At 64.4% G+C, this 26643-nt stretch carries 24 protein-coding genes; 9 read left to right on the forward strand and 15 right to left on the reverse strand.

Annotation, left to right across the window (positions count from 1 at the left end; translation table 11 throughout):
• Positions 1 to 5: 5 nt before the first annotated feature.
• Positions 6 to 2441 (reverse strand): helicase HerA domain-containing protein, encoded by a 2436-nt coding sequence (locus tag SADO_RS05890; RefSeq protein WP_353109994.1) that lies wholly within the window; start codon positions 2439 to 2441, stop codon positions 6 to 8.
• A gap of 190 nt (positions 2442 to 2631) precedes the next feature.
• On the opposite strand from SADO_RS05890, the gene SADO_RS05895 reads away from it, so the two are divergent.
• The gene (locus SADO_RS05895; RefSeq protein WP_353109996.1) at positions 2632 to 3204 is read left to right on the forward strand and encodes a TRAP transporter small permease subunit; all 573 of its coding nucleotides are present in this window, start codon (positions 2632 to 2634) and stop codon (positions 3202 to 3204) included.
• A gap of 3 nt (positions 3205 to 3207) precedes the next feature.
• The gene (locus tag SADO_RS05900) at positions 3208 to 4578 is read left to right on the forward strand and encodes a TRAP transporter large permease (RefSeq protein ID WP_353109998.1); all 1371 of its coding nucleotides are present in this window, start codon (positions 3208 to 3210) and stop codon (positions 4576 to 4578) included.
• 73 nt (positions 4579 to 4651) lie between these two features.
• Here SADO_RS05900 and SADO_RS05905 read toward each other — a convergent pair whose 3' ends face one another.
• Positions 4652 to 5737, reverse strand: a complete 1086-nt coding sequence (locus tag SADO_RS05905) for a TRAP transporter substrate-binding protein (protein ID WP_353109999.1) — start codon at positions 5735 to 5737, stop codon at positions 4652 to 4654.
• A gap of 277 nt (positions 5738 to 6014) precedes the next feature.
• Between SADO_RS05905 and SADO_RS05910 the strand changes: the two genes are divergently transcribed.
• Entirely contained in the window at positions 6015 to 6443 is a 429-nt protein-coding gene (locus tag SADO_RS05910) for an organic hydroperoxide resistance protein (protein WP_353110091.1), read from the forward strand.
• A 73-nt stretch (positions 6444 to 6516) separates the two neighbouring features.
• Here the strand turns inward: SADO_RS05910 and SADO_RS05915 are convergent, their stop codons facing one another.
• The 5 genes from SADO_RS05915 to SADO_RS05935 form a co-directional block, all read right to left on the reverse strand.
• Positions 6517 to 7176 (reverse strand): rhomboid family intramembrane serine protease, encoded by a 660-nt coding sequence (locus SADO_RS05915; RefSeq protein ID WP_353110001.1) that lies wholly within the window; start codon positions 7174 to 7176, stop codon positions 6517 to 6519.
• Positions 7177 to 7371: 195 nt separating this feature from the next.
• Positions 7372 to 9366 carry a BCCT family transporter gene (locus SADO_RS05920; RefSeq protein WP_353110002.1) on the reverse strand — a complete coding sequence of 665 codons (1995 nt, stop codon included), beginning with the start codon at positions 9364 to 9366 and terminating at the stop codon, positions 7372 to 7374.
• Positions 9367 to 9482: 116 nt separating this feature from the next.
• Positions 9483 to 10079, reverse strand: coding sequence for a nitroreductase family protein (locus tag SADO_RS05925; RefSeq protein WP_353110004.1), 597 nt, complete (start codon positions 10077 to 10079; stop codon positions 9483 to 9485).
• A 40-nt stretch (positions 10080 to 10119) separates the two neighbouring features.
• The gene (gene wrbA, locus SADO_RS05930; RefSeq protein ID WP_353110006.1) at positions 10120 to 10722 is read right to left on the reverse strand and encodes an NAD(P)H:quinone oxidoreductase; all 603 of its coding nucleotides are present in this window, start codon (positions 10720 to 10722) and stop codon (positions 10120 to 10122) included.
• A gap of 87 nt (positions 10723 to 10809) precedes the next feature.
• The gene (locus SADO_RS05935; RefSeq protein WP_353110008.1) at positions 10810 to 11514 is read right to left on the reverse strand and encodes a pirin family protein; all 705 of its coding nucleotides are present in this window, start codon (positions 11512 to 11514) and stop codon (positions 10810 to 10812) included.
• Positions 11515 to 11633: 119 nt separating this feature from the next.
• On the opposite strand from SADO_RS05935, the gene SADO_RS05940 reads away from it, so the two are divergent.
• Positions 11634 to 12527 (forward strand): LysR family transcriptional regulator, encoded by an 894-nt coding sequence (locus SADO_RS05940; RefSeq protein WP_353110010.1) that lies wholly within the window; start codon positions 11634 to 11636, stop codon positions 12525 to 12527.
• On the opposite strand, the gene SADO_RS05945 is transcribed toward SADO_RS05940, so the two are convergent.
• On the reverse strand, positions 12519 to 12935 hold the full coding sequence (locus SADO_RS05945) for an MAPEG family protein (RefSeq protein ID WP_353110011.1): 417 nt from the start codon (positions 12933 to 12935) through the stop codon (positions 12519 to 12521). The two genes, SADO_RS05940 and SADO_RS05945, sit on opposite strands and share 9 nt — an antisense overlap.
• Positions 12936 to 13003: 68 nt before the next feature.
• Positions 13004 to 13801 (reverse strand): co-chaperone DjlA, encoded by a 798-nt coding sequence (gene djlA, locus SADO_RS05950; RefSeq protein ID WP_353110012.1) that lies wholly within the window; start codon positions 13799 to 13801, stop codon positions 13004 to 13006.
• 175 nt (positions 13802 to 13976) lie between these two features.
• Between djlA and SADO_RS05955 the strand changes: the two genes are divergently transcribed.
• The gene (locus SADO_RS05955) at positions 13977 to 14672 is read left to right on the forward strand and encodes a DUF2057 family protein (RefSeq protein WP_353110013.1); all 696 of its coding nucleotides are present in this window, start codon (positions 13977 to 13979) and stop codon (positions 14670 to 14672) included.
• Positions 14673 to 14675: 3 nt separating this feature from the next.
• Here the strand turns inward: SADO_RS05955 and SADO_RS05960 are convergent, their stop codons facing one another.
• Genes SADO_RS05960 through SADO_RS05980 form a run of 5 tightly spaced genes read right to left on the reverse strand, consistent with a single transcriptional unit; the run spans position 14676 to position 21198 of the window.
• Positions 14676 to 16025 carry an MATE family efflux transporter gene (locus SADO_RS05960; RefSeq protein WP_353110014.1) on the reverse strand — a complete coding sequence of 450 codons (1350 nt, stop codon included), beginning with the start codon at positions 16023 to 16025 and terminating at the stop codon, positions 14676 to 14678.
• Positions 16022 to 16726: a ligase-associated DNA damage response endonuclease PdeM gene (gene pdeM / locus SADO_RS05965; protein ID WP_353110016.1), complete on the reverse strand. Its 705-nt coding sequence runs from the start codon at positions 16724 to 16726 to the stop codon at positions 16022 to 16024. Before pdeM ends, SADO_RS05960 begins: the two co-directional genes overlap by 4 nt.
• Positions 16723 to 19203, reverse strand: coding sequence for a ligase-associated DNA damage response DEXH box helicase (locus SADO_RS05970; protein WP_353110018.1), 2481 nt, complete (start codon positions 19201 to 19203; stop codon positions 16723 to 16725). Before SADO_RS05970 ends, pdeM begins: the two co-directional genes overlap by 4 nt.
• Positions 19204 to 19228: 25 nt before the next feature.
• Positions 19229 to 19555, reverse strand: a complete 327-nt coding sequence (locus SADO_RS05975; protein ID WP_353110020.1) for a YbaN family protein — start codon at positions 19553 to 19555, stop codon at positions 19229 to 19231.
• Positions 19552 to 21198 carry an ATP-dependent DNA ligase gene (locus SADO_RS05980; RefSeq protein ID WP_353110022.1) on the reverse strand — a complete coding sequence of 549 codons (1647 nt, stop codon included), beginning with the start codon at positions 21196 to 21198 and terminating at the stop codon, positions 19552 to 19554. The genes SADO_RS05975 and SADO_RS05980 overlap by 4 nt, the downstream gene beginning before the upstream one ends.
• A gap of 282 nt (positions 21199 to 21480) precedes the next feature.
• Here SADO_RS05980 and SADO_RS05985 point away from each other — a divergent pair, with 282 nt between their 5' ends.
• The 3 genes from SADO_RS05985 (at position 21481) to budC (ending at position 24090) form a co-directional block, all read left to right on the forward strand.
• Positions 21481 to 22347 carry a glycine/sarcosine N-methyltransferase gene (locus SADO_RS05985; protein ID WP_353110024.1) on the forward strand — a complete coding sequence of 289 codons (867 nt, stop codon included), beginning with the start codon at positions 21481 to 21483 and terminating at the stop codon, positions 22345 to 22347.
• Between the two features lie 14 nt (positions 22348 to 22361).
• Positions 22362 to 23198 carry an SAM-dependent methyltransferase gene (locus tag SADO_RS05990; protein ID WP_353110025.1) on the forward strand — a complete coding sequence of 279 codons (837 nt, stop codon included), beginning with the start codon at positions 22362 to 22364 and terminating at the stop codon, positions 23196 to 23198.
• Positions 23199 to 23322: 124 nt separating this feature from the next.
• Positions 23323 to 24090, forward strand: a complete 768-nt coding sequence (budC, locus tag SADO_RS05995) for a meso-2,3-butanediol dehydrogenase (protein WP_353110027.1) — start codon at positions 23323 to 23325, stop codon at positions 24088 to 24090.
• Positions 24091 to 24175: 85 nt separating this feature from the next.
• On the opposite strand, the gene lipA is transcribed toward budC, so the two are convergent.
• Positions 24176 to 25171, reverse strand: coding sequence for a lipoyl synthase (lipA, locus tag SADO_RS06000; protein WP_353110029.1), 996 nt, complete (start codon positions 25169 to 25171; stop codon positions 24176 to 24178).
• A 232-nt stretch (positions 25172 to 25403) separates the two neighbouring features.
• Here lipA and SADO_RS06005 point away from each other — a divergent pair, with 232 nt between their 5' ends.
• Complete coding sequence (locus SADO_RS06005; protein ID WP_353110030.1) at positions 25404 to 26465, forward strand: DUF5924 family protein; 1062 nt, start codon at positions 25404 to 25406, stop codon at positions 26463 to 26465.
• The last annotated feature ends 178 nt before the right edge of the window (positions 26466 to 26643 follow it).

Raw genomic sequence — 26643 nt, forward strand, 5'->3', positions numbered from 1 at the left:
CGGGCTCAGGCCGGACGCGTGCGCCCGTCGGCCGAGCGCCGATAAGGCGACCACAGCAGCGCAACGAAGCGGATATCGATATCGCTGCTGCGGGCGCGCACCTGCACCGTATCCAGAACCTCGGTCTGGGCATCGATCTCGCCCTCGAGACGAGCCACATCCGCCGCGAAGGCTTCGCCCTCGGCGTCGAGCTTGGCCTGAAGTTCGGCTGCATCAGCCTCGGCTTCGCGCACGTCCCGAATTTCCTTGGCCGCATATCCGGCACGCCGTGCCGCGGTGCCGACCCGGCTGACGGTACTGCTGCTCAAGCGCTTGCGCCCGAGAAAGGCGCCCAGCAGCGCGCCACCGATGGACAACGCGCTTTCGATCTTCTTCTGGCTGGCCTGGGCTTTCTGCTCCTCGATCTTGCGCTCGGCCGAGCGCAGTCGCTCGCGCAGCCGGCCCGCGCTCTTCTCGTAGCGCGCGCGCAGCTTGCCGACTTCCAGGTCACGGCGTTCACGGGCGAGCTGCTGTAGCCGAATACGGAAATCCGCTTCGCTTTCGTCGGGCGCAGAGACTTGTTTGAAGGTCTTGCTTCGAAAGAGGGTGAGCGCCTGTACCTTGCGCAGCCAGGTCTTGTAGTCGCGCTCCCACTCTCGGAAGTTGGTCGCCCGGCGAGCAGCCGGTGCAAGCGGCCCGAATGTCGCATCGGCAGGCGCCTGATCCTCAAGCGCGGTGATATCGACTGCCAACGCCTCGGCCCAATCCCAGTCGAGCGCCACGGATCCATCGACGGGCTCTGCGCCGAACACGAAGGCCCGCTGCAGATCGATACCGTGGGTGCGGCTGGTAAAGAACACCTCCGCCGCGCCGACGATCTGGGCGTAATAGGTCAACGGCCCCTCGCCGGGCATGGTCACGGGCAAAAAGTACTGGTGAATACCGGGGTCGAGCACCGGGCGCTCCATCGCTGCCGTCGCGGCTTCGACTGGCGCTCGGGGCGCTCGGGGCGCCTTGCCCGGAGCGGGCACCGACTCTGCGGGCGCGCTGTGCGGCGTCGCCTGCGTAAGCCGGCGAATCTGGTCCCGCGTGAGCGGGCCCGGCAGATAGGACAGCGCCCAGCGGGTATGAAAGACCACGGGCTCGGTCTCGTGCACGTTGTGCAGCAGGAAAACCCGCTTGCCGAGCCCGGCGAGCGTCTGCTCCATCGCGCCCCGGTCGAACGGCCCGCCGCCGGCGCCCGCGCCTTCGAGCCCGTCGAGCACGCGGTTCTTGTCGCGCTCGGTCTGCAGCCGGCCGATGAACCAGGTGCCGGTATTGGATAGTCCCTTGTAGTCGAGATCGACCGGGTTCTGGGTCGACAGCACCAGCCCGAGACCATAGGCCCGCGCCTGCTTGAGCAGGGTCAGGAACAGCATCTTGGACGGCGGATTGGCGGTCGGCGGCATATAGCCGAACAGCTCGTCCATATAGAGCACGGCACGCAGGCTCGACGTGCCCGGCTGGGCGCGCATCCAGGCGATGATCTCGCCCAGCAGCATGGTGACGAAGAACATGCGCTCGGCATCGGTGAGATGCGCAATCGACAGGATCGACACCCGCGGCCGGCCCGCGTCGGTATAGAACAGCGAACGCGCCGACAACGCCTGGCCCTGCATCCAGCTGGCGAAACCCGGCGAGGCCAGCACGTTGTTGAGCTGCATGGCGAGTGCGAACCGCTCTTTCGCCGGATACATGGCTTCCAGGTCCATGACGCCGATGCGTTGGACGGGCGGCGACTGGATCGCGCCGATCAGGCCCGGCAGGTCGAGCGAGCGCCCTGCCTGCCAGGCGTGCTGCAGAATGTTGGAGATCAGAATGTATTCACGACTGGATAGCGGATCGGCATCGATACCCAGCAGCGTGAGAATCGAGATCGCGGTCGCCTGGATACGCTCGGCGAAGGCTTCAGCGTCGTCGCGTAGCGCAGCGCTCGGCGCGTCGAAGGAACTGAGCACCGAGATGGGAATACCGGCCGTGCTGCCCGGCGTGAAGATGCCGAACTCGGCCGCTTCCTTCAGCCGACGGATCCGTGCGCCGTCCTGATCCCAGCTCGCCAAGCCTTTTCGCCACAGCTCGGCCTGCGCCTTCGCGTGGGCCGCCACCGTATTGCCCTGGGTGGTCGCCGCGGCCGGGTCGACCCAGGGCTCGAAATCCGCTGCCGTAAGATCGGGGAAGGTCAGCAGCAGATTGCCGAGATCGCCTTTCGGGTCGATCGCGATGACGGGCACACCATCGATCGCGGCCTCCTCGATCAGACCGACGCCGAGACCGGTCTTGCCGCTCCCCGTCATGCCGATGATCACGGCATGGGTCGTCAGATCCTTGGCATCGTAGAGCAGCGGCGCCGTGCCGGTTTGCTCACTGGCCAGATCATGTTCCCGGCCCAGATAGAAGGCCCCGAGTTTTTCGTAGTCCTGCACCGCTGAATCCCCTGGCTGTCCACTTGCGGCATCCAATATGCCGCAGATCGTGTCGATCCGTTGCACGAACGGCCGCTGTGGCACGGTTGATCGACATCTCTGGCTTGGGGTCGCAGCGCGCGGTCAGCTAGAATCGCCGCCTTGTAGTGCTTGGCCACCCTCGACTCGACGACGCGCCCGGAGGCAAGACATGAATATTCTGCTGGGCGTGGCTCGCACGATCGACGGCTTTTCCACGCTCGTGGGCCGCACGATGTGGTGGCTGACCGTGGCCATGGTGCTGATCGGCGCCTACAACGTAATCACCCGTTATCTGGGCCAGTATCTCGGCGTGCAGCTTTCGGCCAACGTCTATCTCGAGCTGCAGACCTACGCCTTCGACCTGATCTTTCTGCTCGGCGCCGCCTATCTGCTGCGCGTCGACGGCCATGTGCGCGTGGACATTGTCTACAGCCGCCTCGGCCCGCGTACCCGGGCCTGGATCGATATCCTCGGTACGGTGGTCTTTCTCGTGCCGTTCTGCATCTTCGGGCTGTATTTCTGTCTCGGCTACGTAGAACGTTCCTGGGCCGTGATGGAACAAAGCCCGAACCCCGGTGGGCTGCCGCGCTACCCGATCAAGACCGTGATGCTGGTCGCCTTCGCCATGCTCATCCTCCAGGGCATCAGCGAGATCATCAAGAACGCGGCCTATCTCGTGCAGCAGCCGGGATTCGACGACAACGAAGCCCATCGCGCGACACAAGAAACAGAAGGCTTGTAGACCGTGGATTATCTCGCGCTCTGGATGTTCGCGGCCGCCATCGGCATGTTGCTCATCGGCTACCCCGTCGCCTTCACGCTCGGCGGTACCGCGGTGCTGTTCACGCTCATCGGCAGCGACATGCTGCCGGACATGGGCGTTTCGCTGCCGTGGGAGCCGGCGTTCCGCATGGCGCGGCTCAATATCCTGCCGGGGCGCATCTTCGGCAACATCATGGATAACTACGAACTGGTCGCCGTGCCGTTCTTCGTGTTCATGGGCGTGATGCTGGAGAAGTCGCGCCTGGCCTCGGACCTGCTCCAGACCATGGGCCTGCTGTTCGGGCGCGTGCGCGGCGGGCTGGCGATTTCTGTCGTGGTGGTCGGCACCCTGCTGGCGGCTTCGACCGGCGTGGTCGGTGCTTCGGTGGTCACCATGGGCGTGCTTGCGCTGCCGGTGATGCTTAAATACAACTACGACAAGGGCCTTGCATCCGGGACTGTGGCGGCTTCGGGCACGCTTGGCCAGATCGTGCCGCCGAGCATCGTGCTGATCATTCTCGGCGACCAGATGCAGGTCTCGGTCGGCGATCTGTTCCTCGGCGCCTTCATTCCGGGCGTGATGCTCGCCGGGATGTTCGTGCTGTGGATCGTGTACGTCGCCCTGCGCCACCCCGAGCGCGCCCCGGCGCTGCCGGCCAGCGAGCGCGACATCAGCCGTCAGCGCCTGCTGCTTCGCGTGCTGGGCATGATGGCGCCGCCGCTGGCGCTGATCCTGATCGTGCTGGGCACCATCTTTGCCGGTATCGCCACGCCGACCGAGGCCGGCGCCATGGGCGCGCTCGGCGCCACCCTGCTGGCGCTGATCAACCGGCGCCTGAACTGGGAGGCGCTGCGCGCCGTGATGGACCAGACCGTGAAGCTTACGGCCATGGTGTTCGTCATCCTGCTGGGCGCGACCGCCTTCACCATGGTGTTCGCCTCGCTTGGCGGCCCCCAGCTGGTGGAGGAAATCCTGCTCGATCTGCCCGGCGGCGCGCTGGCGTTCCTGTTCTTCACCATGCTCACGATCTTCGTGCTCGGCTTCTTTGTCGATTTCATCGAGATCAGCTTCATCGTGGTGCCGGTGATCACGCCGATCGCAATCCAGCTGGGCATCGACCCGCTCTGGTTCGCGGTACTGATCGCAGTCAACCTGCAGGCGTCTTTCCTGACCCCGCCGTTCGGCTTTGCGCTGTTCTATCTCAAGGGCGTGGCGCCGCCCGAGATCCGCACCGCCGATATTTATCGCGGCGTAGTGCCGTTCATCTGCCTGCAGCTTTTCGCGCTGGTACTGCTCTGGCTGTTCCCGCAGCTGGTGCTGTGGCTGCCGCAGCTGAGCGACGCCGTACAGTAGCGATAAAAAAGCCGCGCCCACTGCAGTGGACGCGGCTTGATCGGGCGATCCGTTCGCCGGTTCGCGGAGAGACCTAGCTCAGGTCGCCGTTGATATAGCGCAGGTAGTTGTACTCGCTGACGTCGGTCCAGGCGCGCACATCGTCACGGAACCCCTGCCACTGCTCGTACACCTTGGCGTAGAGCTTGTTGCTGTCCGCATGCTCCTGCTGGATTTCGTCGGTGTACTGCTTGAGCAGGTCGAGCACCTCGGACGGGAAGGTCCGCACTTCAGCGCCGCTGTTGACCAGGCGCTTGAGCGCCGGGCCGTTGCGGGCCGTGTACTGGGCGAACATGCGCTCGTTGGCGGCCCTTGCGGCAACCGGGATGGTCTCGCGGATGTCCTTCGGCAGATCCTTGAAGATATCGTTGTTCACGTACAGGCCCAGCGTGGCGCCCGGCTCGGCCCAGCTCGGCATGTAGTAGTACTTCGCCGCCTCGTGCAGCTTCAGGATCTCATCGTCATAGGGGCTGACCCAGTCCGCGGCATCGATCACGCCGCGCTCGAGCGCGAAATAGACCTGGCCACCCGGCAGGTTCTGGATGTTCACGCCGGCCCGCGCCATCACCTGGCCACCCACGCCGGGGAAGCGCATTTTCAGGCCCTTGAGATCGTCGGGTGAATTGATCTCCTTGTTGAACCAGCCGCCGGTCTGGCCGCCTGTATTGCCCGCCAGGAAAGCGACCAGATTGCTGCGGCCGTTGAGCTCGTTCCAGAGATCTCCGCCGCCGCCTTCCTCGATCCAGGCGTTCTGCTGCTGGCCGGTCAGGCCGAACGGCATGGCGGTGAAAAACGCATGGGTCGGATCCTGGCCGATGTAGTAATAGGACGCGGTATGGCCCATGGCAAAGGCGCCGCTGGATACCGTGTCATAGACCTCCAGGCCGCCAACCTGCTCGCCGGCGGCAAACACCTCGACCTCGACATCCCCGTCGGTGGCGTATTCGATCGAACGGCCAATGAACTCGGCGGTGCCGTACAGCGTATCGATAGAGGACGGCCAGGACGTGACCATGCCCAGCTTGAATTTCTTGTTGCGCGCGATGGTCATCGGCGAGAACACGGTACTGGCTGCCGCGGCCGCCCCCGCGGCGCCGGCCAAGAATTGACGACGTTTCATGCGTTAATCACTCCTGATGATCGGCTCGACACCTGCACGGCATCGGCCCTCTCCCTGTCGAATTGTTGTTCCTCTAGTCGCGGCCCCGAACGCATCGGACGCACCGGTCTTTCTATCACGTCAGACGCGCGCGGTCTGTAATGCCAAGGTATCTGCCGCCCACTCACGCGGCCTGCGACGCGAACACGGATAAAGTGCCGCCCGCCGACTTTGTATTGCGCGCAATTAATTTACGATCCATATTGGCGGCTGACCCATTCCAATCAGGAGAAGAATGATGTCTGTCGATAAAGTGCTCTACACCGCGAAAGCCACGGCCACCGGCGGCCGCGACGGTCGCGCCACCTCGTCCGACAACGCGCTGGACGTCTCGCTGAGCGCACCCAAGGCATTGGGCGGCGCGGGCGGCGACGGCACCAACCCCGAGCAGCTGTTCGCCGCCGGGTATTCCGCCTGTTTCATCGGCGCAATGAACGTCGTCGCGGGCCGCGAAAAGGTCAAGCTGCCCGACGAGATGAAGATCGACGGCGAGGTCGGTATCGGCCCGATGGGTGACGCCTTCGGCATCGAAGTCACACTGAACGTGTCACTGCCAGGCATGGAACAGGGCGTAGCCGACGATCTCGTCGCCAAGGCGCACCAGGTCTGCCCCTATTCCAACGCGACTCGCGGCAATATCGACGTCACGCTCAACGTCGAAGTCTAGTCCGCCCGGGCCTGTCCGCCCAGACAGGCGAAGAGGCGCCCGCTGGCCTATGGGTCAAGCGGGCGTTTTTTATTCAGACCACCGGCCCGCTACCGTCACCTTTCTTGCGCCAGTACATGATCAGGCCGAAGCCGAACGCCATGCCACCGAGATGGGCGAAATGGGCCACGCCCGCCTGGGTGCCGGTCACACCAAAGAACAGCTCGAGCGCGCCGTAGCCGATCACCAGCCATTTCGCAGTCATCGGAATCGGCGGAATCAGCAACATCACGCGCGCATTCGGAAACATCATCCCGAAGGCGAGCAGCACCCCGAACAGCCCGCCGGAGGCACCGACCGTCGGCACCACTTCACCCGGCGACAGCAGCGCCAGCGTGAAGACCTGGGTAACGCCTGCGCCCACGACACAGACCAGATAGAACAGCAGAAAACGCTGCCCACCCCAGACCTGCTCGATCACGCGGCCGAACATCCACAGCCCGAACATATTGAAGAACAGATGGCCGAAGCTGCCATGCAAAAAGCCGTAGGACAGCAGCTGCCAGACCTCGAAACCCACGCTCCCCGTGCCGGCCGACGTACGCACCGGGTAATCGCCGAACGGCCACAGTGCGAAATACTGCATCGCCGGTTCCTGCGCATAGAGCAGGAACAGAAAACCCAGGCCGTTGGCGATCAAGAGCCACTTGATCATGGGCGGCACATTGGAAACGGCAAACGGATCCTGTCGCATCGGCAGCGCAAGCTCGAAAAAAGGAATGAAGCGCCGCCAAGCATAACGCATTGCTTGTCGACCAGATGGCGCGCCAGCCATGTCCCGCTGGTACGAAGCGCGGGATACCCAAGATGAGCACGCCGCGCGCGCCAGAACGAAAAAAGCCCGGCGCTGCGCACAACGCCGGGCTGTTCCTCGCGGCAGGCGAACCTGCTAGCGCATCAGGTACAGGAAGTGCAGATGCTTCTCGTACTGATCGAGAATATCGCCAATGAGCTGTTCCTCGCTGTAGCCCACGACGTTGTACTGCTGCCCGCCTTCGCGCAGGAAGACCTCGGCACGGTAGTGCTCGCGGGTCTTGTTCTTCTCCTCGCTACGGCCGAACGCGCCCATGTAGAAGCTCGGTGCCGTGAAGCGGCGAGCACGCACGCCATAGACAAAGTCGATCTCGGCGCCATGATCCACATCAAGATAGCAGCGGTCGTCTTCGACGCTGATCTTGGTGCTCATGCCGCTGTCCTCGAACTGCTTCGCGACCGCGTCCATCGCAGGCTTGACCACATCACCGAGGAAGGTATCGACCTGCTTGCGCTGCGGCGATGTCACCAGCGTCTGCAGGCGATTCTGCCAGGTGCTGCCGCCGAAGCCAGCCACGTTGGACGGCGTATTCATCATGTGACGCATGCTGTCCTGCTTGACCGCTTCCACGCTGAGCGACTTGTACAGGCAGAAGGCCATGACCAGGAGCAGCACCGTGATCGGCAGCGCCGACGCGAGCGACGCCGCCTGCAAGGCGCCAATGCCGCCCGCCGCCAGCAGCACGATCGCCACCAGGCCTTCCAGCACGGCCCAGAATATCCGCTGCCAGACCGGCGGCTCGTTGCCATCCTTGGCGGTGAGGATATCGATGACCAGCGAACCGGAATCCGACGAGGTCACGAAGAAGGTGATCACGAGCAACGTGCCGAGGATCGAGGTCACCCACGTGAACGGAAACTGCTCGAGAAAGACGAACAGGGCCGTCGACGTGTTCTCGTTGACCGCGCCGAGCAGGTTGCCCGCGCCCTCGTTCATGATCATGTTCAGCGCGCCGTCACCAAACGCGGTGAGCCACAGGAAGGTCGCACCCACAGGCACCAGCAGCACACCCATCACGAACTCGCGGATAGTGCGACCACGCGAGACACGCGCAACGAACATGCCCACGAACGGCGACCAGGAAATCCACCACGCCCAGTAGAACAGCGTCCAGCCGCTCATGAAGCCGTCGGTGCCTTCATCCCCGGTATAGACGTAGGAATTGAAAGTCATGTCCACGATGGAGGACATGTAGTTACCGATGTTCTGCGTCAGCGACTCGAAGATGAACAGCGTCGGGCCCATCACGATCACGAACAGCAGCAGCGCTGCCGCGAGCCAAAGGTTGAGCTCGGATACGCGACGGATACCACCATCCAGGCCGAGTACGACAGACGTCGTCGCCAGCGCGGTAATAATGGAGATGAGCACGATCTGGGAGGTCAGCCCTTCCGGCACATCGAACAGGAAGTTCAACCCGGAGTTGACCTGCTGGGCACCGAAGCCAAGAGAAGTCGCCACACCGAAGAGCGTGCCGAACACCGCGAGGATGTCCACGGCATTGCCGATCGGGCCGTAGATACGCTTGCCGATCAGCGGGTACAGCGCAGAACTCAAACGCAGCGGCAGATTCCGGCGAAAGCTGAAGTACGCCAGGCACAGACCGACGACCGCGTAGATCGCCCAGGCGTGCATGCCCCAGTGAAAGAAGGTGATCCGCATGGATTCGCGCGCGGCTTCTGCCGTTTCGCCGCCGCCCTGGGGCGGATTGGCGTAATGCAGCACCGGCTCGGCGACGCCATAGAACATCAGGCCGATGCCCATGCCCGCCGAGAACAGCATGGCGAACCATGAGATATAGCTGAAGTCCGGTTCGCTATGATCCGGCCCCAGGCGGAACTGCCCGTAACGGGAGACCGCGAGCATGATGCAAAAGATGAGATAGACGCCGACCGCGCCCAGATAGAGCCATCCGAACGTCTTGATCAGCCAGCTCTGCATGCCGCTGAAGACAGAATTCGCCGCGTCGGGGAAGAACGCGCCGAATACGACAAGCGCCCCGATCAGGATGACGGACGGAAAGAACACAGGCGGATTGATACCCGCCTTTACAGGTTCGCTATCACTCATGCATCTTGCTTTACTCTGAAATTCCCTTTTTTATCTATAACACGACTGTCGCCTATTAACGACAGCCGCAGCCCCCGGCAGCGCGTGCCGGATCGGTTATAGGACGGGAATTTCGGCTAGAACCGGATCGGTGTTCCGAACTGCTCGGTGAACACGAATTCGTCCAGCGGACGGCGGGCGCGCGGCTTGGTGTCCCGCTCGGTCAGCGCCTCGTTCATGTGCGCCGAAACCTCGCGGTAACCGATCGCAAGTGCCGTGAATACCTCAGCTTCTTCGGGCACCCCGAAGACCGTGCGTGCAGCCTCCGGATCGAGACCGATCATCTGATGCACGTGCAGCTTTCGGGTGGTCGCTTCGGTCACGAGATTGGCCGACGCGAGGCCCAGATCATGCTCGGCTGCCTTGTTCGGCTTGCCGTTCTTCACAAAGTTGCGAATCACCACGCCCAGCGCCAGAACGGGCGCATTCTGCGCCCAGGCCCGGTTGCCCTCGGCCAGGCATTCCACGATGCGCTCGTGGGTGCTGCCCGCGCCCTTCACGCCCACGATATAGCGCCACGGCTGTTCGTTGTAGGACGAAGGCGCCCAGCGGGCCGCCTCGAACAACGACGCCAGATCGGCAGCCGGCACCGGCCGGTCGCTGAACGCGTAGGGGCTCCAGCGCACCGCCAGGGTGTTATGGATTCTGTGATCGGTTGCCGCATTCTTGCTCATGGTCGCTCCGCTAGACGCTTTCTAAGCTTGTCGAACTGTGTCAGAGGTGCAGAGCAGTAGCCACCCTGGCTACTTTTTCGCCCTGGTAGCGGGCGATGGCCAGCTCGTTCTCGCTGGGCTGGCGCGAACCATCGCCACCGGCATAGGTCGACGCGCCATAGGGGCTGCCGCCACGCAGTTCCGAGATATCGAACAGCTGCGGCGCGCCCGCATAGTCGACCGGCACGATCAACATGCCGTGATGGGCCAGCGTGTTCCAGAACGACGTGATCGTGGTCTCGTTGCCCGCGCCGGTCGCGCTCGACGTGAACACGCTGCCGACCTTGTTGACCAGCTTGCCATTGGCCCACAGGCCACCCGTCTGGTCGAGGAAAGTGCGCATCTGACCGGCCATGTTGCCGAAACGCGTAGGCGTACCGAACACGATGGCGTCGTAGTCGGCGAGTTCGCCGGGCTCGGCCACGGCCGCGGTCTGATCCGTCTTGGCACCGGCCGCCTCGAGCGCCTCGGCGCTCATGGTTTCCGGCACGCGCTTGAGCGTCGCCTCGACGCTGTCCACGCCATTGGCGCCATCGACGACCGCGTTGGCCAGCGTCTCGATATGGCCGTACATCGAGTAGTAGAGAACGAGAATCTTCTTCATAAAATGCTCCGTTGAAAACGACGGCGACCAGGGCGGCCGCCGTGTGTTGTGTGTCACGCGGCGCCATCCCGGCGGCCGCGCATTGGACTAGATATCGCGCAGATCGAACAGCAGGAAGTCGGCATCCGACAGCGCATCGAACACGAGCTTGAACTCGCCCTCGATACGCGCGCCATCGCCCGCGTGCAGCTGGGTGCCAGCCACCTCGATCGAACCCCGCGTCAACTGGACCCAGAACTGGCGCGGCGCGTTGACGTCGTGAATAACCTGCGCGCCCGCATCGAGCTGGCAGCGATAGATCACGGCGTCCTGGCAGATCGAAAGCGAACCATCGTGGCCGTCACCGGACACCACCGGCTGCAAGCGGTTATGCAGCTGTTCGTCGCCGAAATGGGCCTGGTCGTAGCGCGGCTCGATGCCACGCTCGCCCGGAAACAGCCATATCTGCAGCGAGTGCGACGCCTGCTCGGCGGAGGCATTGAACTCGCTGTGCTGCACACCGCGCCCGGCGCTCATCACCTGCACATCGCCCGGCCGCATGGTCGAGCCGTTGCCCAGCGAGTCCTCGTGCGCCATCTCGCCGTCGAGCACGACGGTTACGATTTCCATGTCGCGATGGCCGTGGGTGGGAAAACCTGCGCCGGCCGCGACGTGATCGTCGTTGATCACGCGCAGATCGGACACGCCCATATGCGCCGGGTCGTGATAATCGCCGAAGGAGAAACTGTAGCGCCCCTGCAGCCAGCCGGCGTCGATCCGACCGCGTTCGTCCGAAGGTCTGACCTGAATCATGATCTTCACTCTTGATAACCCAATGCGATGACGTTACGACGCGCTCCCGAGCAATAAAAGCGAAGGGATTTGGCATACTCATTCAAATAATTTGAATATTTTTTTGAAGCGGCCGTGACATGAGCCATCCCGTACGACTCGAAGCACTGGAAGCGCTCGACGCCATCGAACGCCACGGCAGCTTTGCAGCTGCGGCCGCCGCGCTGTACCGCGTGCCCTCCGCAGTGTCCTATACGATCAGCCAGCTTGAATCGGAACTCGGGATTGCCGTGTTCGACCGCAGCGGCCACCGAGCCGTGCTCACACCCGCAGGGCGACTACTGCTCGAGGAGGGACGACGCATCCTCACCGCGAGCCGCGAACTCGGCGCGGCAGCGCAGCGCCTGGCCGACAACTGGGAGCCCGAGCTGCGCCTGGCCGTGGACGGACTGATCGCGCCGCATGAGCTTTGGGAAACCGTCGGGGCTTTTCATGCTGCCCATCCGGCGATCAACCTGCGCATGTCCGAAGAGGTACTTGGCGGCACCTGGGAGGCCTTGATCGAGGAGCGCGTGGATCTGGCTATCGGCGTGGCCGAGCCGCCGGCTGGCGCGGGCATCCGCCGGGCCCCGTTCAACGAAGTGGCATTCGTGTTCTGTTGCGCGCCGGATCATCCGCTCGCACGCGTCGAGCATCCTTTGGCCGAAGACGAACTACGCGACTGGCGGGCGATCGTCGTGGCCGACAGCGCCCGGCATCTATCCGCGCGCAGCGCCGGCCTGCTCGACGGCCAGCCGCGCCTGACGGTCACCACCATGCACAGCAAGATTCAGGCGATCGAACAGGGCATCGGTGTCGGCCACTGTCCTGCGGCCTGGGCCGAGCCCTCACTGGCCAGCGGTCGACTCGTAGAACGCGCACTGGCCACGCCCCGCCCCATCCAGCACACCTATCTGCTGTGGCGCAGCGCGGCCCCCGGCCGTGCCCTGCAGTGGTTCATCGACCGACTGCAATGCCCGCCCGGATCAGGCTGACTGCAGCAGCGCGACGATCCAGTAGCCGAGGATGAGTACCTGCACCAGAAAGAAGGGGAAACGGGCGAAGAAGATCATCAGGTGATGCACCGAGATGATATGCGCCACCGACTGGCCGATACGAGCCAGCAGAAACCAGCCCGCCAGGCCCGCAGTGATCGACTCGGCGTCGGCAACCGCGGCTACGAGCACCACGGACGCAAAGATCGGCAGCATTTCCAAGCAGTTGGCGTAGGCGCCCTCGACACGAGTCATGACCGCCGGCTGCTCGACCTCGTTGCCGCGCGTCCAGGCATCGGCCCGCTTGCGCATCGAAAGCACCAGCGGTATGCGATAAAAGATCATCGCGACAACCAGCAACAATGCCCAGCCGGCAAAGCCGGTCAACGCCCACAGCGACATACCCATATCGGTTCTCCCTTTTTATTATGTTTTTGTTCTGATCTGACCGCTGCGGCGCAACGGATCAGCCGCGGTCAGTTGATGCCGCGGGCTTCCTGTATGCGCTCGTAGGCAGCGCCGATCTCGCGGGTCTTTTCCTCGGCCATCTCGCGCATGCTCTCCGGCATGCCCTTGGAGGCCAGCTTGTCCGGATGATTCTGGCTCATCTGGCGACGATAGGCTTTCTTGACCTCGCCATCGCTGGCCGAGGATTCCACCCCGAGCACCGCATAGGCCTGCTCGAGCTGTTCCTTCGGATCGATACCGGCCTTGGAGCCCATGCCGTCGCCCGAACCACCGCCTGCGGCGCGACCGGACAGCATCGCCTCGAGCTGGCGGATTTCCATGTCCGACAGGCCCAGACCACGCGCGACCCGCAGGATCATGTCGTGCTCGGCGGAGCTGATCTTGCCGTCGGCCGCGATCGCCGCGATCTGCACCTGCAGGAACATCTGGTGCAGCGCGCGCTGGCCGCGGGCGACCTTGCGGAAACGCTCGACCTCGGCGTCGAGATCGAACTCCGCGGCCTTGCCGCGATTGAACGATGCCCTGGCCTTGGCCTTTTGGTCGTCGGACAGACGCAGCTTGGTGAACAGATCCTCGGCCACCTGGATCTCGTCGCGCGTGACCTGGCCGTCGGCCTTGCACAGCGCGCCCATGACGGCGAACGTGGAATTGAGGAACTGGTCTCGGATGGTGCCGAGCGCGCCCTTGAGCAGGGTCATCGCAATCAGCTGCGCCCCCCAGTAACCGAGAACGCCGCCGAGCAGCGCGCCCGGCAAGCCCATGAACGAAGCGCCGGCAATGGCACCGATGATAATGGCGATAAGCATGCGCGGGATTCTACCTGCACCGCGCAGAAGCTGCCGAGCCAGCACGACATGCCGGGCGTCCGCCCGCGTCATGGAACTGTCATGCAAATGTCATCTTGCATGCGCATCGTGTGCGTCAGCTGCGCGCATCGACGCGCCTTTTTGTCACGATCCATGACGCCCCGGGGACCTTGCCATGCCGCGTATCGATTCACGCCTGTTTGCCTGCCTGAGCCTGTTCGGGCTGCTCCTGCTCGCCAGTGGCTGCGCCAACGTGCGTCAGCTTGACAGCGGCAATAGCCAGGACGCGGCCAGCGCCGAACTGTTCGTGCCCTATCAATTCCAGGTACAGGCGATCGACGGCACGGTCCTGCGCGACAGCTTCAACAGCTTCGATGGCCGCGACCAGACCCTGCGCGTCGCCCCCGGCCAGCACGAGCTGGTACTGCGCTATTTCGACCTGATCGAGAACACCACCGACCGCACCGATGATTATTCACGCGTGCTGTCGGAGCCGATCACGGTGACTTTCCAGGCCAGCGCCAACAGCCGTTATGCGGTCGTCGGCGAACGCCCGGAGACGCCGGCCGCCGGTGAAGCCTTCGCTGCCAATCCCGAGCTGGCAATCGAAAACCGCGGCAACGGCGAAACGGTGAGTGGCGAGATCGCCGTCGCCGAGCCGGAGGCCGAGACCATTCGCCGCGGCAACACCGTGTACGCGCCCGTCACCGAGGCATCGGCCGCAACCGGTGCGAGTGCCGCCCCCGGCCCACAACCGGCGCCGGAGAACGCCCCGCCGCAGTCGCTGCAGATGCTCAAGTACTGGTGGAACAGCGCCAGCCAGGCCGAGCGCGATCGCTTCGAGGCCTGGCGTACACAGGACGCCCAGTAGGCCTTAGCTCGTCAGTCGGTGACGCGCCAGCGCGTAGCCGACGATCCCCATCGCGAGATTGGCCACGGCTGCGGCGGCAAACACCGCCCACAAGCCGATCAGCCAGCCGCCGAGCGCAGCCAGTGGCACGAACAAGCCGAAGGTGCGGCCCAGCATGAGCGCGGTCGCCCGCATGGGCTGGCCGACCGCATTGAAGGCGGCATTCACACAGATCAGCACCCCGTAAGCGGCAAAAGTCGGCGGCACCCAACGCAGATAGGTCACGGCAGCCGCGCGGGTTTCGGGATCGGCCTCGAACAGGCCGGCGATCTGCGGGGCGAGCACAAACAGCACGACCGCGATCGCCGCGCCCCAGCCCAGGCAGAACAGCGCGCTGATACGCATCGCCGCACGCACGCGCCCTGCTTCGGACGCGCCCCAGTTCTGGCCGATCAGCGGGCCGAGCCCGGCGGTTAGAGCGAGCAGCGGCACTACCGCAATCGCCTCGATTCGGGTCGCCACGCCGAAACCGGCGACGGCTGCCGGGCCAAAGCTCGCCACCACCGCGGTAACCACGGCCACCGCGATCGGATTGACCATGTTGGTCGCCGCCGCCGGCAACGCAATTACCGCAACGCGCCGGGCGGACACGCGCAGATGCGTCCAGCGCGGAATCGCCCACACCACCAGATTCATGCGGTAATGCAGCGCCGCGATGGCCAGACCGAAAGCCGCCGCACGCGCTGCCAGCGACGCGATCGCCGCGCCCTGCAGGCCAAGCGCCGGCACCGGGCCCAAGCCGAAGATCAGCAGCGGATCGAGTACGAAGTTCAGCGCCGCACTGCCGATCATGATCGCGCTAGGCAGCCGCGCGTTGCCACAGGCACGCATGGCGTTGTTGGCAATCATGGGCACGATCACGAACGGCGCGCCCAGATACCAGATCTGCATGTACTCGACGACCAGCGGCAAGGTTTCCGGCCCCGCCCCAAGCAACGAGAACAGCGGCTCGATGGTGGCCAGCCCGACCGCCATGAAGACCAGCACGATCGCCATGGCCAGCCACATGCTGTCGGTGGTCAGCCGCCGCACCTCGTCATGATCACCCCGACCGACCGTGCGCGAGATGACCGACGCGGTGCCGATACCCAACCCGAGGGCAAGCGAAAACATGGTCATAACCACCGGAAAAGTGAACGACAGCGCGGCCAGCGGCGCGGTGCCCAGGCGCGCGACGAAAAAGGTATCCGCCACGTTGAAGGCAATCATCGCGAGAATGCCCCAGACCATGGGCAGCGACAGGGCAATCAGATGCCGTGCGATCGGCCCTTCGTCGAGTCGGGCGCCACCGCGAGCAGCTGCTGCGCGGCTCACTGGGCGCGCGTCCGGCGGTCCGGCGTCATCGCTTCCACGACCTCACCTTCGCCGACCACGAACACACGATCGCCCTCGCGTGGCGACACCCGGCCACCACCGGCGAAACTGCAGAAAGCCGGCAGCATCAGCCCGTCGGCATGACGCCAGAACACAGGCGCACGCAGGCTCTCGCTGCCATCCCCAAGACGTACCACCGGATGAATATGCCCTGCGAGCACCGCACCGCGCGGGTCGGCCTCGGGTTCGTGGCGCAACACGAAAGGCGCTTCAAAGAGACTGCCCGCATGCCAGCCGATATCACAGTCGATCGGCAAACGGTCGGCGCGGTCGTGATTACCGCGGGTGACGATCATCTCGACGCCCGCGAAGCGTTCACGCCAGGCGGCGAAGCGCGCCAACCAGGGCGCATCCGCAGCCGGCGGCGCGTGCACGAAATCGCCAAGAATGATCAGCCGCTCGGCCCCGGTCTCGTTGAGCGCGGCACCCAACCGTTCCAGATCCGTATCGGTGGTACCGCGCGGCACGCCCAGGCCCTGGCGACGAAATACGCCAGCCTTGCCGAAATGGGTGTCGGCGACAAACAGCGTGCGCTTGGCCGGCCAGTAGACGCTGTGATCCGCGCGCAGCTCGAGGATCTCGCCGGCGAGTTCTATCTCGACGACGGCGCGCGGCGCGGGCCGTGGGCTGGCAGAATTCATTTATCGGCGGCCTTTTCCAATTGCACGGTCATGCGCTCGACCCGGTCGCGCCAGGATTCGTTGCTGACCTGGCTGGCCACGCGCTCGACCCAGAGCGGAAAACCCAGCGGCGTAAGGCGCGGCGGATTCGTCACGCACAGCGCCTGACTCGCAATACGTGCGAGCGCGGCGTGTACGCGATTGAACTCGAGTTCGCGCTCCAGCACTTCGCGCCGAGCCTGGTCGAGTAGAAGGTTATCGGCGTCGTAGCGGGTAAGCACATCGAAGACCAATCCGCTGGACGCCTGTACCTGTCGCGCGCTCTTGTGTGCGCCCGGGTAGCCGGAAAATACCAGACCGGCAATCCGCGCGATATCGCGGAACGCGCGCTTGGACAGCTCGGCGGCGTTGAGACAGGCCATGAGATCGTCGACCAGGTTATCCGGCGACAGGGCGGCCCGGAGCTCATCATCGCTGAAATCGACTTTGCTGCGGGTGACCAGTTCGAAGCCGTAGTCGTTGACCGAGAACCGGAACGACGCCTTGTGCATGCGCGCCAGTCGCCAGGCGACGAGCGCCGACAGGCCTTCGTGAGCCAGCCGGCCGGCAAACGGATAGAAAAACCAGTGCCGGCCCTCGCGGCTGGTGACGTACTCGATGAGCAGTTCGTCCGCGGCCGGCAGCGCCGACCAGCGCCGCTGGATTTCGAGCAGATCGCGGATCGCGGCCAGCTCGGGCTCGCCATAGTCTCCGTCGCGGGCCGCTTCCAGCAGTGCGCGGATCGCGTCGGCCAGCGTGCCGGAGATCGCCATGCGTCCGCCGGCCCAGCGTGGCACTTGGCGGTTCTTGCGCGTGGCGGTCTTCACATAGGCGGTCAGATCGCGCACCCGCGCCAGCTCCAGCAGCCGGCCGGAGAACAGGAATACGTCGCCGGGCTTGAGCTGGGCAATGAAGCGCTCCTCGACCGTGCCGAGCCGCCCGCCCTTCACAAAACGCACGCTCATCGCGGCATCGGAGGTGATCGTGCCCATGGTCATGCGATGCCGGCGTGCAATCCGTCGATCGGTGACCTGCAGCCGATCGCCGTTCTGCTCGACACGGCGAAACTCCGGATAGGCCGATAAAGCCGTGCCCCCGCGGGTGACGAAATCCAGCGTCCAGCGCCATTCGGCATCGGACAGGTCGCGATAGGCGCGGCTGCTGCGCACCTCGGCCAGCAGGTCGTTGGCTTCGACCCCGCCGTCGCGCGTGCTGCCGAGCGCGCGGGTGACGATATGCTGGGCGAGCACGTCCAGCGCGCCGGCGAGCGGCTCGCGCGCCTCGACCTCGCCGGCCAGCGCCTTGCGCCGTGCGGCGGCGATCTCGACCAGTTCGAAGGCGTGGGTCGGCACACAGAGAATACGGCTGGCCACGCCCGGGCGGTGTCCCGAACGACCGGCACGCTGCAGAAGCCGCGCCACGCCCTTGGGACTGCCGATCTGGATCACCTGATCGACCGGCGAGAAATCCACGCCCAGATCGAGGCTGCTGGTGGCCACGACACAACGCAGCCGCCCGTCCGCGATCATCGCTTCCACCTGATCGCGCAGATCGCGATCGAGAGAGCCGTGGTGCAGGGCGATCTGTTCGAGCCAATCCGGGCGCGCGCGCAGCAATGCCTGATGCCACAGCTCCGCCTGCGATCGGGTATTGGTGAACAGCAAAGTGGTCTCGGCCGCTTCGAGCGCGGCGATTACGGGCTCGACGAGCCGCGTGCCCAGATGTCCGGCCCAGGGGAAGCGCTCGATGGTGTCGGGAATGAGCGCTTCGATACGGGTCTCGGCCGGAATCAGCCCTCGGATCGAGCGGGCCGGCCCGCCGCCGGTGAGTGCATCGGCGGCCTCGTCTAGATTCGCCAGCGTTGCCGACAAGCCCCAGCTGCGCAGGCCCGGACGCAGGCTGCGCAGGCGCGCGAGCGCGAGTTCCAGTTGTACGCCGCGCTTGGTCGACAGCAGTTCATGCCATTCATCGACGACGACGGCTTCCAGCGTGGCGAACAGGTTTTTGTGCTCGGGGTAGGACAGCAGCAGGGACAGGCTTTCCGGCGTGGTGACCAGCGCGCTGGGCAACTTCCGGCGTTGACGTGCCTTCACATGGCTTTTGGTGTCGCCGGTACGACGCTCGACGGTCCAGTTCAGGCCCAACTCGGCGGCACTCGCTTCGAGATGATTGGTGGTGTCGGCTGCGAGCGCGCGTAGCGGCGTGATCCAGAGCACGGTCAGACCCGGCGTGGCGTCGATGTCATCGGTAGTCGCAAGCCAGTGATCGAGCGCAGCAAACCAGGCCGCCAGCGTCTTCCCGGTACCGGTCGGCGCGTGAATAAGCCCCGATTCGCCGTTCGCGTAGGCCGCCCAGGCCTCGCGCTGGAAATCGAAGATCTGCCAGTCGCGGGCGGCGAACCAGTCTTCTATCCTCGGGTCGGCTTGCAACGCAGCAGTTCGGCGCGCCGGCTTATTCATCCGCGCAGGCCATCAGACAGGGTGATCAGGACGGATCATGCCGATCGGCCTTGCGCCGCCAGCGCTGGGTGATCGAACGCGCCTTGGCGGCGACCCAGGGAAAGCGCTGTTCGCCGCGGTCCAGCTGTTTCGACACCCAGCGCGAATACGGCGCCAGCAGGATGGCGGAAATGATCAGAAACAGCACGCCCTGCAGGATCGGCAGCACCAGCCCGACGATGCCGAGCACGAACATCACCACGCCCGCCGTGATGCGAACATAGTCCTTCCAGGTCATGTCCTGCCAGCGTACGTGTCGACGCGCCGCGGTATTCGGTTCGGTCGATTGATCGTGTTCGCTATGGGCGTTCATGGCGTTACCTTTTCCTCGGCCGGGAGCAGCGCTTTTACGCCCTCGAGACTGTCGGCGTCCTGAATACGCTTGTCGTGGCGCCAGCGGGCGATACGCGGAAAGCGCACGGCGATGCCGGACTTGTGGCGGTTGGACGCCTGAATGCCTTCGAAGTGCAATTCGAAAACATGCGTCGGTTCGACCGAGCGTACCGGGCCGAAGCGTTCTTTCGTATGTCGGCGGATCCAATGATCGACCTGACCAATCTCCTCGTCGGTCAGCCCCGAATACGCTTTGGCGAAAGGCACGAGGTTGTCGCCGTCCCAGACGGCAAAGGTGTAATCGGTCAGCAGATTGGAACGCCGGCCGCTGCCGGGCTGGGCATAGAGCAGCACGGCATCGATCGAATAGGGGTCGACTTTCCATTTCCACCAGTCGCCGCGGGTACGCCCGACTCGATACGGTGAGCCCGCGCGCTTGAGCACAAAGCCTTCCGTCGCGAATTCGCGGCTGCGCTCGCGCAGGGTGGCCAGATCCACCCAGCTCGCCGCTTCCACGTCCGCCGAGAACGTGATGCGCGCATTGTCGTCGCGCTCGCCCACGATCTGCTGTAACAGCGCGCGGCGAGTCTCGATCGGCTCGCCGCGGATATCGCGTCCGCCCTCTTCCATCAGGTCGTAGGCGATAAAACGCACCGGATGCTGCGATTGCGTCTTGGCCGACGGCTTGAGGCGGCCGATTCGGCGCTGTAGCCGCGCGAACGGCAGCGGCCGCGGCTCGCCGGCTATCCAGGCCAGGATCTCGCCGTCGAGCACGCAGCCGTCCGGCAGTTCGGACGCGGCCTGTTCGAGTTCGGGGAAACGTCCTTCCATCAGGTCCTCGCCGCGCGACCAGATGTGACATTCGCTGCCGTTCTTGCCTTGGCGCCGGATCAGCTGGGCACGGATGCCGTCCCATTTCCATTCGGCATGCCAATCGGCGCGCTCACCCAGATCCGCCGTATTGTCGATCGGCGCTTGTTCGATGGGCGATGCCAGGAAGAATGGATACGGCTGGGCGGCGTCCTCGCCGCGATCTTCAGGGTCCACGAGCCTTTCGAAAAACTCACGCGTCGGCTGCCAGCGACCCATCAAGCGATGGGCGATACGCGCGGGTTCGATATCGGCCGTCTCGGCCAGCGCGCGGGTCACCAGCCTCCGCGACACCCCGACCCGGAACGCGCCGGTGAGCAGCTTGTTGAGCGTGAACCGAGCGTCCGTGGGCAGCTCGCGCCAATACCCCTCGATCTTCGCCTTGCGGGCATCGTCGTCCAGATTACGCAGGGGCAGAATGCGCTGCTCTACCCAGTCATGCAGGGCGATATCCAGCCCAGCCGTGCCGGTTTCGATCTCGTCGAGCAGCAGGGTCACCGTCTCGGCCAGATCGCCGACCGCCGAGTAGCTCTCCTCGACCAGCCAGAGCGGCATGTCGATCGCTTCGGCGGCCCATTCACGCAGGCGTGCCGAAGGAATCAGGCGCTTGATTCGCCGCCCGCAGAGGAACGACACGGCCCAGGCCGCATCCGCCGCCGGTGCCGTGGCGAAATAATCACGCATGGCAGCGACCTTGTCGTTGGTCGCCGTGGTGGCATCGAGCCGGGTGTAGAGCGCGGTGAAGGCTCGCATGATCAACGCCTCCGCGGGCGCCAGATCCCGCCTGCACCAGCAAACAACAATCGCGTTGAATATGCACGGTATTCGTGCGGCGCAAAGGCCTGCAGACGCTCATGAGCCGCTCGGGTCATATCCGCATCATAACCGGCTGGCAGGCTGTTTTCGTGACCGAACAGCGACATGGCTGAGGTCCATTGAAGTCTGGCGCATCGGTTGCATACGGTAGTACTGACCATTTGAAAGATTGCGGCACCGGGTCGAGACGCGACCGCACCGCGACGGGGAGTTTCGTGTATGACAGAAGCAGCAACCGACAATGTGATGTTCAAGCGCACTCAGGAGTTCGGCAAGCAGCCGACCGAAGTGCGAGAAACCGGCCACTATCAGCATGAGTACGTCCACGATTTCGTGGAACGCTGGGACGACCTCATCGACTGGGACGGCCGGGCTGCCAGCGAAGGCAGCTTCTTCATCGACGTACTCAGAAACTACGGCTGCAAGTCCGTTATTGATGCAGCCACCGGCACCGGATTTCATTCCGTGCAATTACTGAAGGCCGGCTTCGAGGTCGCCAGCGTCGACGGCAGCCCGCAGATGCTCGCCAAGGCCTTCGACAACGCCCGCGACCGCGGCATGATCCTGTCCACCGTGCACAGCGACTGGCGCTGGATGTCGCGCGATGTCGTCGGCCGCTACGACGCCATCATCTGCCTGGGCAATTCCTTCACCCATATCTTCAACGAGCACGACCGGCGCCGCACGCTGGCCGAGTTCTATTCCATGCTCAAGCATGACGGCATTCTGATTCTCGACCAGCGCAACTACGACGCGCTGCTCGAAGGCAAGTCCAAGCCGGGCCACAAGTACTACTACTGCGGTGAAGGCGTATCCGCGGCGCCCGAGCATATCGACGAAGGCCTGGCCCGCTTCCGCTACGAATTTTCGGACGACGGCTCGACCTATCACCTCAACATGTTCCCGCTGCGCCGGGCCTATGTGCAGGATCTGATGCACCAGGTCGGGTTCCAGTCGGTCTCCACCTACGGCGATTTTCAGAGCAGCTACCGCGAAGAGGACCCGGACTTCTTCATCCATGTGGCCGAAAAGGCCTATCGCCCGCAGGACGGGAACGAGGGCGAAGACACACCGGAACCCCAGTAATCGCGGAGGCAGACATGACTCAGTATTCCCAGGCCGTGAAAACCGCCCAGGCGTACTACAACAGCGACGACGCCGAGAATTTCTACTCCCGCCTCTGGGGCGGCGAAGATATTCATATCGGGCTGTACGAATCCGACGACGAGCCAGTGGTGGACGCCAGCCATCGCACCGTCGCCCGAATGTGCGAAAAGCTCGGCGACAAGCTCAAGGGCGCGAAAGTTCTCGATATCGGCGGCGGGTACGGCGGCTCCGCCCGCTACATCGCCGAACACTACGGCGCCGAAGTGGTGTCGCTGAATCTGTCCGAAGTTCAGAACGAGCGCGGACGCAAGCAGAATGCCGAACGGGGGCTGGACCAACTCGTAACCATCGTCGACGGCGACTTCGAGAATGTGCCCTACGACGACGCCACCTTCGATATCGTCTGGTCACAGGACGCCATGCTGCATTCGGGCAACCGTGTGCGCGTGCTCCGGGAGGTCGAGCGGGTGCTCAAGCCCGGCGGCACATTCATCTTCACCGACCCGATGCAGTCCGACGACTGCCCGGCCGGCGTGCTGCAACCGGTGCTGGATCGCATCCAGCTCGAGACGATGGGCGCGCCCGGCTTCTATCGCCGCGAACTCGGCCAGCTCGGCTTTACCGAGCGCGAGTTCGAGGACCATACCGAGCAGGTGCCACGTCATTACGGCGGTATTCATGAAACGCTGGAATCGCGCGAGGATCAATTGCGCGACTCGGCGATTTCCGATGCCTATATCGCCAACATGAAGAAAGGCCTGCAGCACTGGGTCGACGCCGGCAAGGCCGGGCGTCTGGCCTGGGGCATCATGATCTTCGACAAGCAGTAACTGGCTGGCACGACGGATCGGGCTTGATTACGCCCGATCCGTCGGCAACTTCGTTGTATCAACCAAAAGCCGCGGCCGCTCGTCGCGGCTTTTTAGTGCTCATCTCAACCACCGGTAACAACGCATGGAACGCTTCAACGACAAGGTCGTGATCATCACCGGCGCTGGCTCGGGTATCGGCGCGGCGACCGCCAAACGCTTCGCCGCCGAACAGGCGAAGGTCGTGCTCGTCGGCCGAACCCGGGACAAGCTGGAAAAACTCGCCGCCGAGCTCCCCAACGAGGATCGCGTGCTCGTGCATCCGGCCGACGTCTCTGACGACGCCCAGGTGCGCGGCCTGATGGATGCCGCAATCGAACGCTTCGGCCAGATCGACGTGCTCGTCAACAATGCCGGCGTGGCCGTGCAGAAGCGCATCCCGGACGCCGCGGACGATGACTGGAACCGCGTCATGCATATCAACGTGGACGGCGTGTTCTACTGCTGCCGGGCCGCGCTGCCGCACCTGCTCAAGACCCGGGGCAACATCATCAACGTCTCGTCGGTGTCCGGTATCGGCGGTGACTGGGGCATGAGCATCTACAACGCCAGCAAGGGCGCAGTCACCAACTTCACCCGCGCGCTAGCACTCGACCACGGCCGCGACGGCGTACGCGTGAACGCGGTCTGCCCGAGCCTGACGCGCAGCGATCTCACCGCCAAGATGTTCGAAAACGACGAACTGATGGCCAAGTTCGCCGACCGCATGCCCACCGGGCGCGCCGCGGAACCCGAGGAAGTCGGCGACGTGATCGCCTTTCTTGCCAGCGACGATGCCCGTTTTGTCAGCGGTGTGAATCTGCCGGTCGACGGCGGCCTGTCGGCCTCCAACGGTCAGCCGCGAATGGGCTGAACCCTCGGTCGAACGCCGTTGGATACGAAAAAGCCCCGGTCAATGCCGGGGCTTTTCCTTGCGTGGCGTGAGCCTGTTGCCGTAGTCAGGCCGTCTGATCCAGCCCCGCGTTGTTCTTGTCGAACACGCGGTCCGCGCGATAGGAGCTGCGCACCAACGGGCCAGACACCACTTCGAGGAAGCCGCGGGCCAGACCCCACTGCCGATACTTGGCGAAGTCGTCCGGCGGCACATAACGCTCGACCGGCAGATGATTCACCGTCGGACGCAGGTACTGGCCAAAAGTGACGATATCGACGCCGATCGCGGCCAGATCGTCCAGAACTTGCGCAATCTCGTCCTCGGTCTCGCCCAGGCCGAGCATCACGCTGGTCTTGGTGAGCACGTCCGGGTTGTGCTTCTTGGCGTGTTCGAGCACGTCCAGCGTCTGGCGGTAGCCGGCACGGGCATCGCGCACGACGTGGGTCAGGCGCTCGACCGTTTCCACGTTCTGGGCGAACACCTCGAGGCCGGAATCGACGACCTTGTCGACATACTCTTCGACGCCGCGGAAATCCGGTGCCAGCGCTTCGACGCGGACCTGCGGCGTGCGCGCCTTGATCGCCTTCACGCAGTCTGCATAGTGCTGGGCGCCGCCGTCGGGCAAATCGTCGCGATCCACCGAGGTGAGCACGATGTAGTTCAGGCCCATGATCTCGACCGACTCGGCACAGTGCTCGGGTTCCTGCGCATCCAGCCAGCCGCGCGGGTTGCCGGTATCCACCGCACAGAACTTGCAGGCGCGGGTGCAGGTATCGCCCATGATCATGATGGTCGCGGTGCCGTGGCTCCAGCACTCGCCGATGTTCGGGCACATCGACTCCTCGCAGACCGTGGCAAGCTTGTGCTCGCGCACGTTGCGCTTGACCGCCTGGTATTTCTCGCCCGTGGGCAGGCGCGCGCGCAGCCAGTCCGGCTTGCGCCCGATCGGCACCGAGGCGGCCTTCTTGCTCGCCTTCATGCCGTTCTTGATTGCGCGGGTGCCGTTGGGCTTCTGCACCTTGCTGCCCGTGACCACGGGTATGCCTTTGAAATCGCTCATGGCGTCTTCGACCGTCGATGACTGCTGTGTCGTTGACCAGCTGCGATGATAACACCGGCACCGGCGTCGCCTGTCGCACTGGATTCACGCTCTCTACGCTGCGGGCATCGCCGCGAGTTGCAAGGCGTCGCGCCGGTCAGCTGCCGGTCAGCCAGACCGTTGCTATGATCGCGAACGCCGCGTGCCCCGACGCGCTCTATCACCGCACTCTCCCGATCCGAAAGCGAGCCCAGTGGCGACCGACACCCTCACCGAACAATCTCCCGAAAGCCCCGCCGAGCGCTACTTCGCGCGTCTTCTGGACAGCCGCGCTGGCCGGATCGCATTTCGCTACCGGCGACTGGTGCCGGTGGCATCCTTCGCCATGGGCGCGGCCAGTTTCTTCCTGGTCGAACGCCAGGCGACGCTTGCCCAGTGGGTGACGGCGCTGATGCTGCTGGGCTGGTTGGCGCTGCTGTTCGAGGGTCTGCTCTGCCGCCTGCTCGCACGCTTCTTCGGAGAACGCATTCCGCAGGCCGCGGTCCGTTTCGCCGCGCAATGCCTGCATCAGGAAACGCTGTTCTTCGTGCTGCCGTTCTTCCTGGCGACCACCACCTGGTTGAGCGGCCAGGCCCTGTTCACAGGCCTGCTGATCGTGGCCGCCGGCGCGTCGACGATCGACCCAATCTATCTGCACACCATCGCCGAACGCCGCTGGCTGTTCCTGGGTTTTCACGGCTTCACCCTGTTTGTCGCCCTGCTCACGGCCGGGCCGATCATGCTGTCGCTGACCACCGGCGAGACGGTGGCCATCGCCTCGGTCGCCATGGGCGTGTGCGCGCTGCCGAGCTTCAACGACGCCCTGCAGGCACGCCACTGGTGGCGCTGGTTTCTGCTCGCCGGGCTGTCGATCGCGCTCGGCTTCATGGCCTGGTTCGGGCGTTTCTGGATTCCGCCGGCGACCCTGCGCTCTACCGATCTGGCGATCACGCTCCAGGTAGACGTCGCGAACCGCAAACCGGCGGATGATCGCAATCGCTTCTCGGCCAACGAACTCAGCGGCGACGGGCTTTATGCCTTTTCGGCGATCGCCGCGCCGCGCGGGCTGCAGCAGCAGGTGCTGCACGTGTGGTCGCACGACGGCGAAGTGGTCGATCGCATTCCGCTGGAGATTACCGGCGGCGGCCCGGAGAACGGCTATCGCGCCTGGAGCCACAAGCTCGCGCTTGGCGACGATCCGTCCGGTCATTGGCGCGTGGCGGTTATTACCGATGACGGGCAGCTGATTGGTGCGCGGCGGTTTACGGTCGAATAGCGGGTGAGCTACTTCCCGGTACCGGGGTCGGGGCGCGAGTTTTTAAATCAATGGCGCGGGCGAATTGTGACCTGGGGTTTCGCACTGCTGTGCGAGCCCCTTTTATTTGCTCACCCAAATAAAAGGAGCGGCGGTCTCTAATCTGAAGTGCAACAGCACGCACGGAGGTTGGAGATGG

Source organism: Salinisphaera dokdonensis CL-ES53 (genome assembly GCF_040361215.1).
GTDB lineage: Bacteria > Pseudomonadota > Gammaproteobacteria > Nevskiales > Salinisphaeraceae > Salinisphaera > Salinisphaera dokdonensis.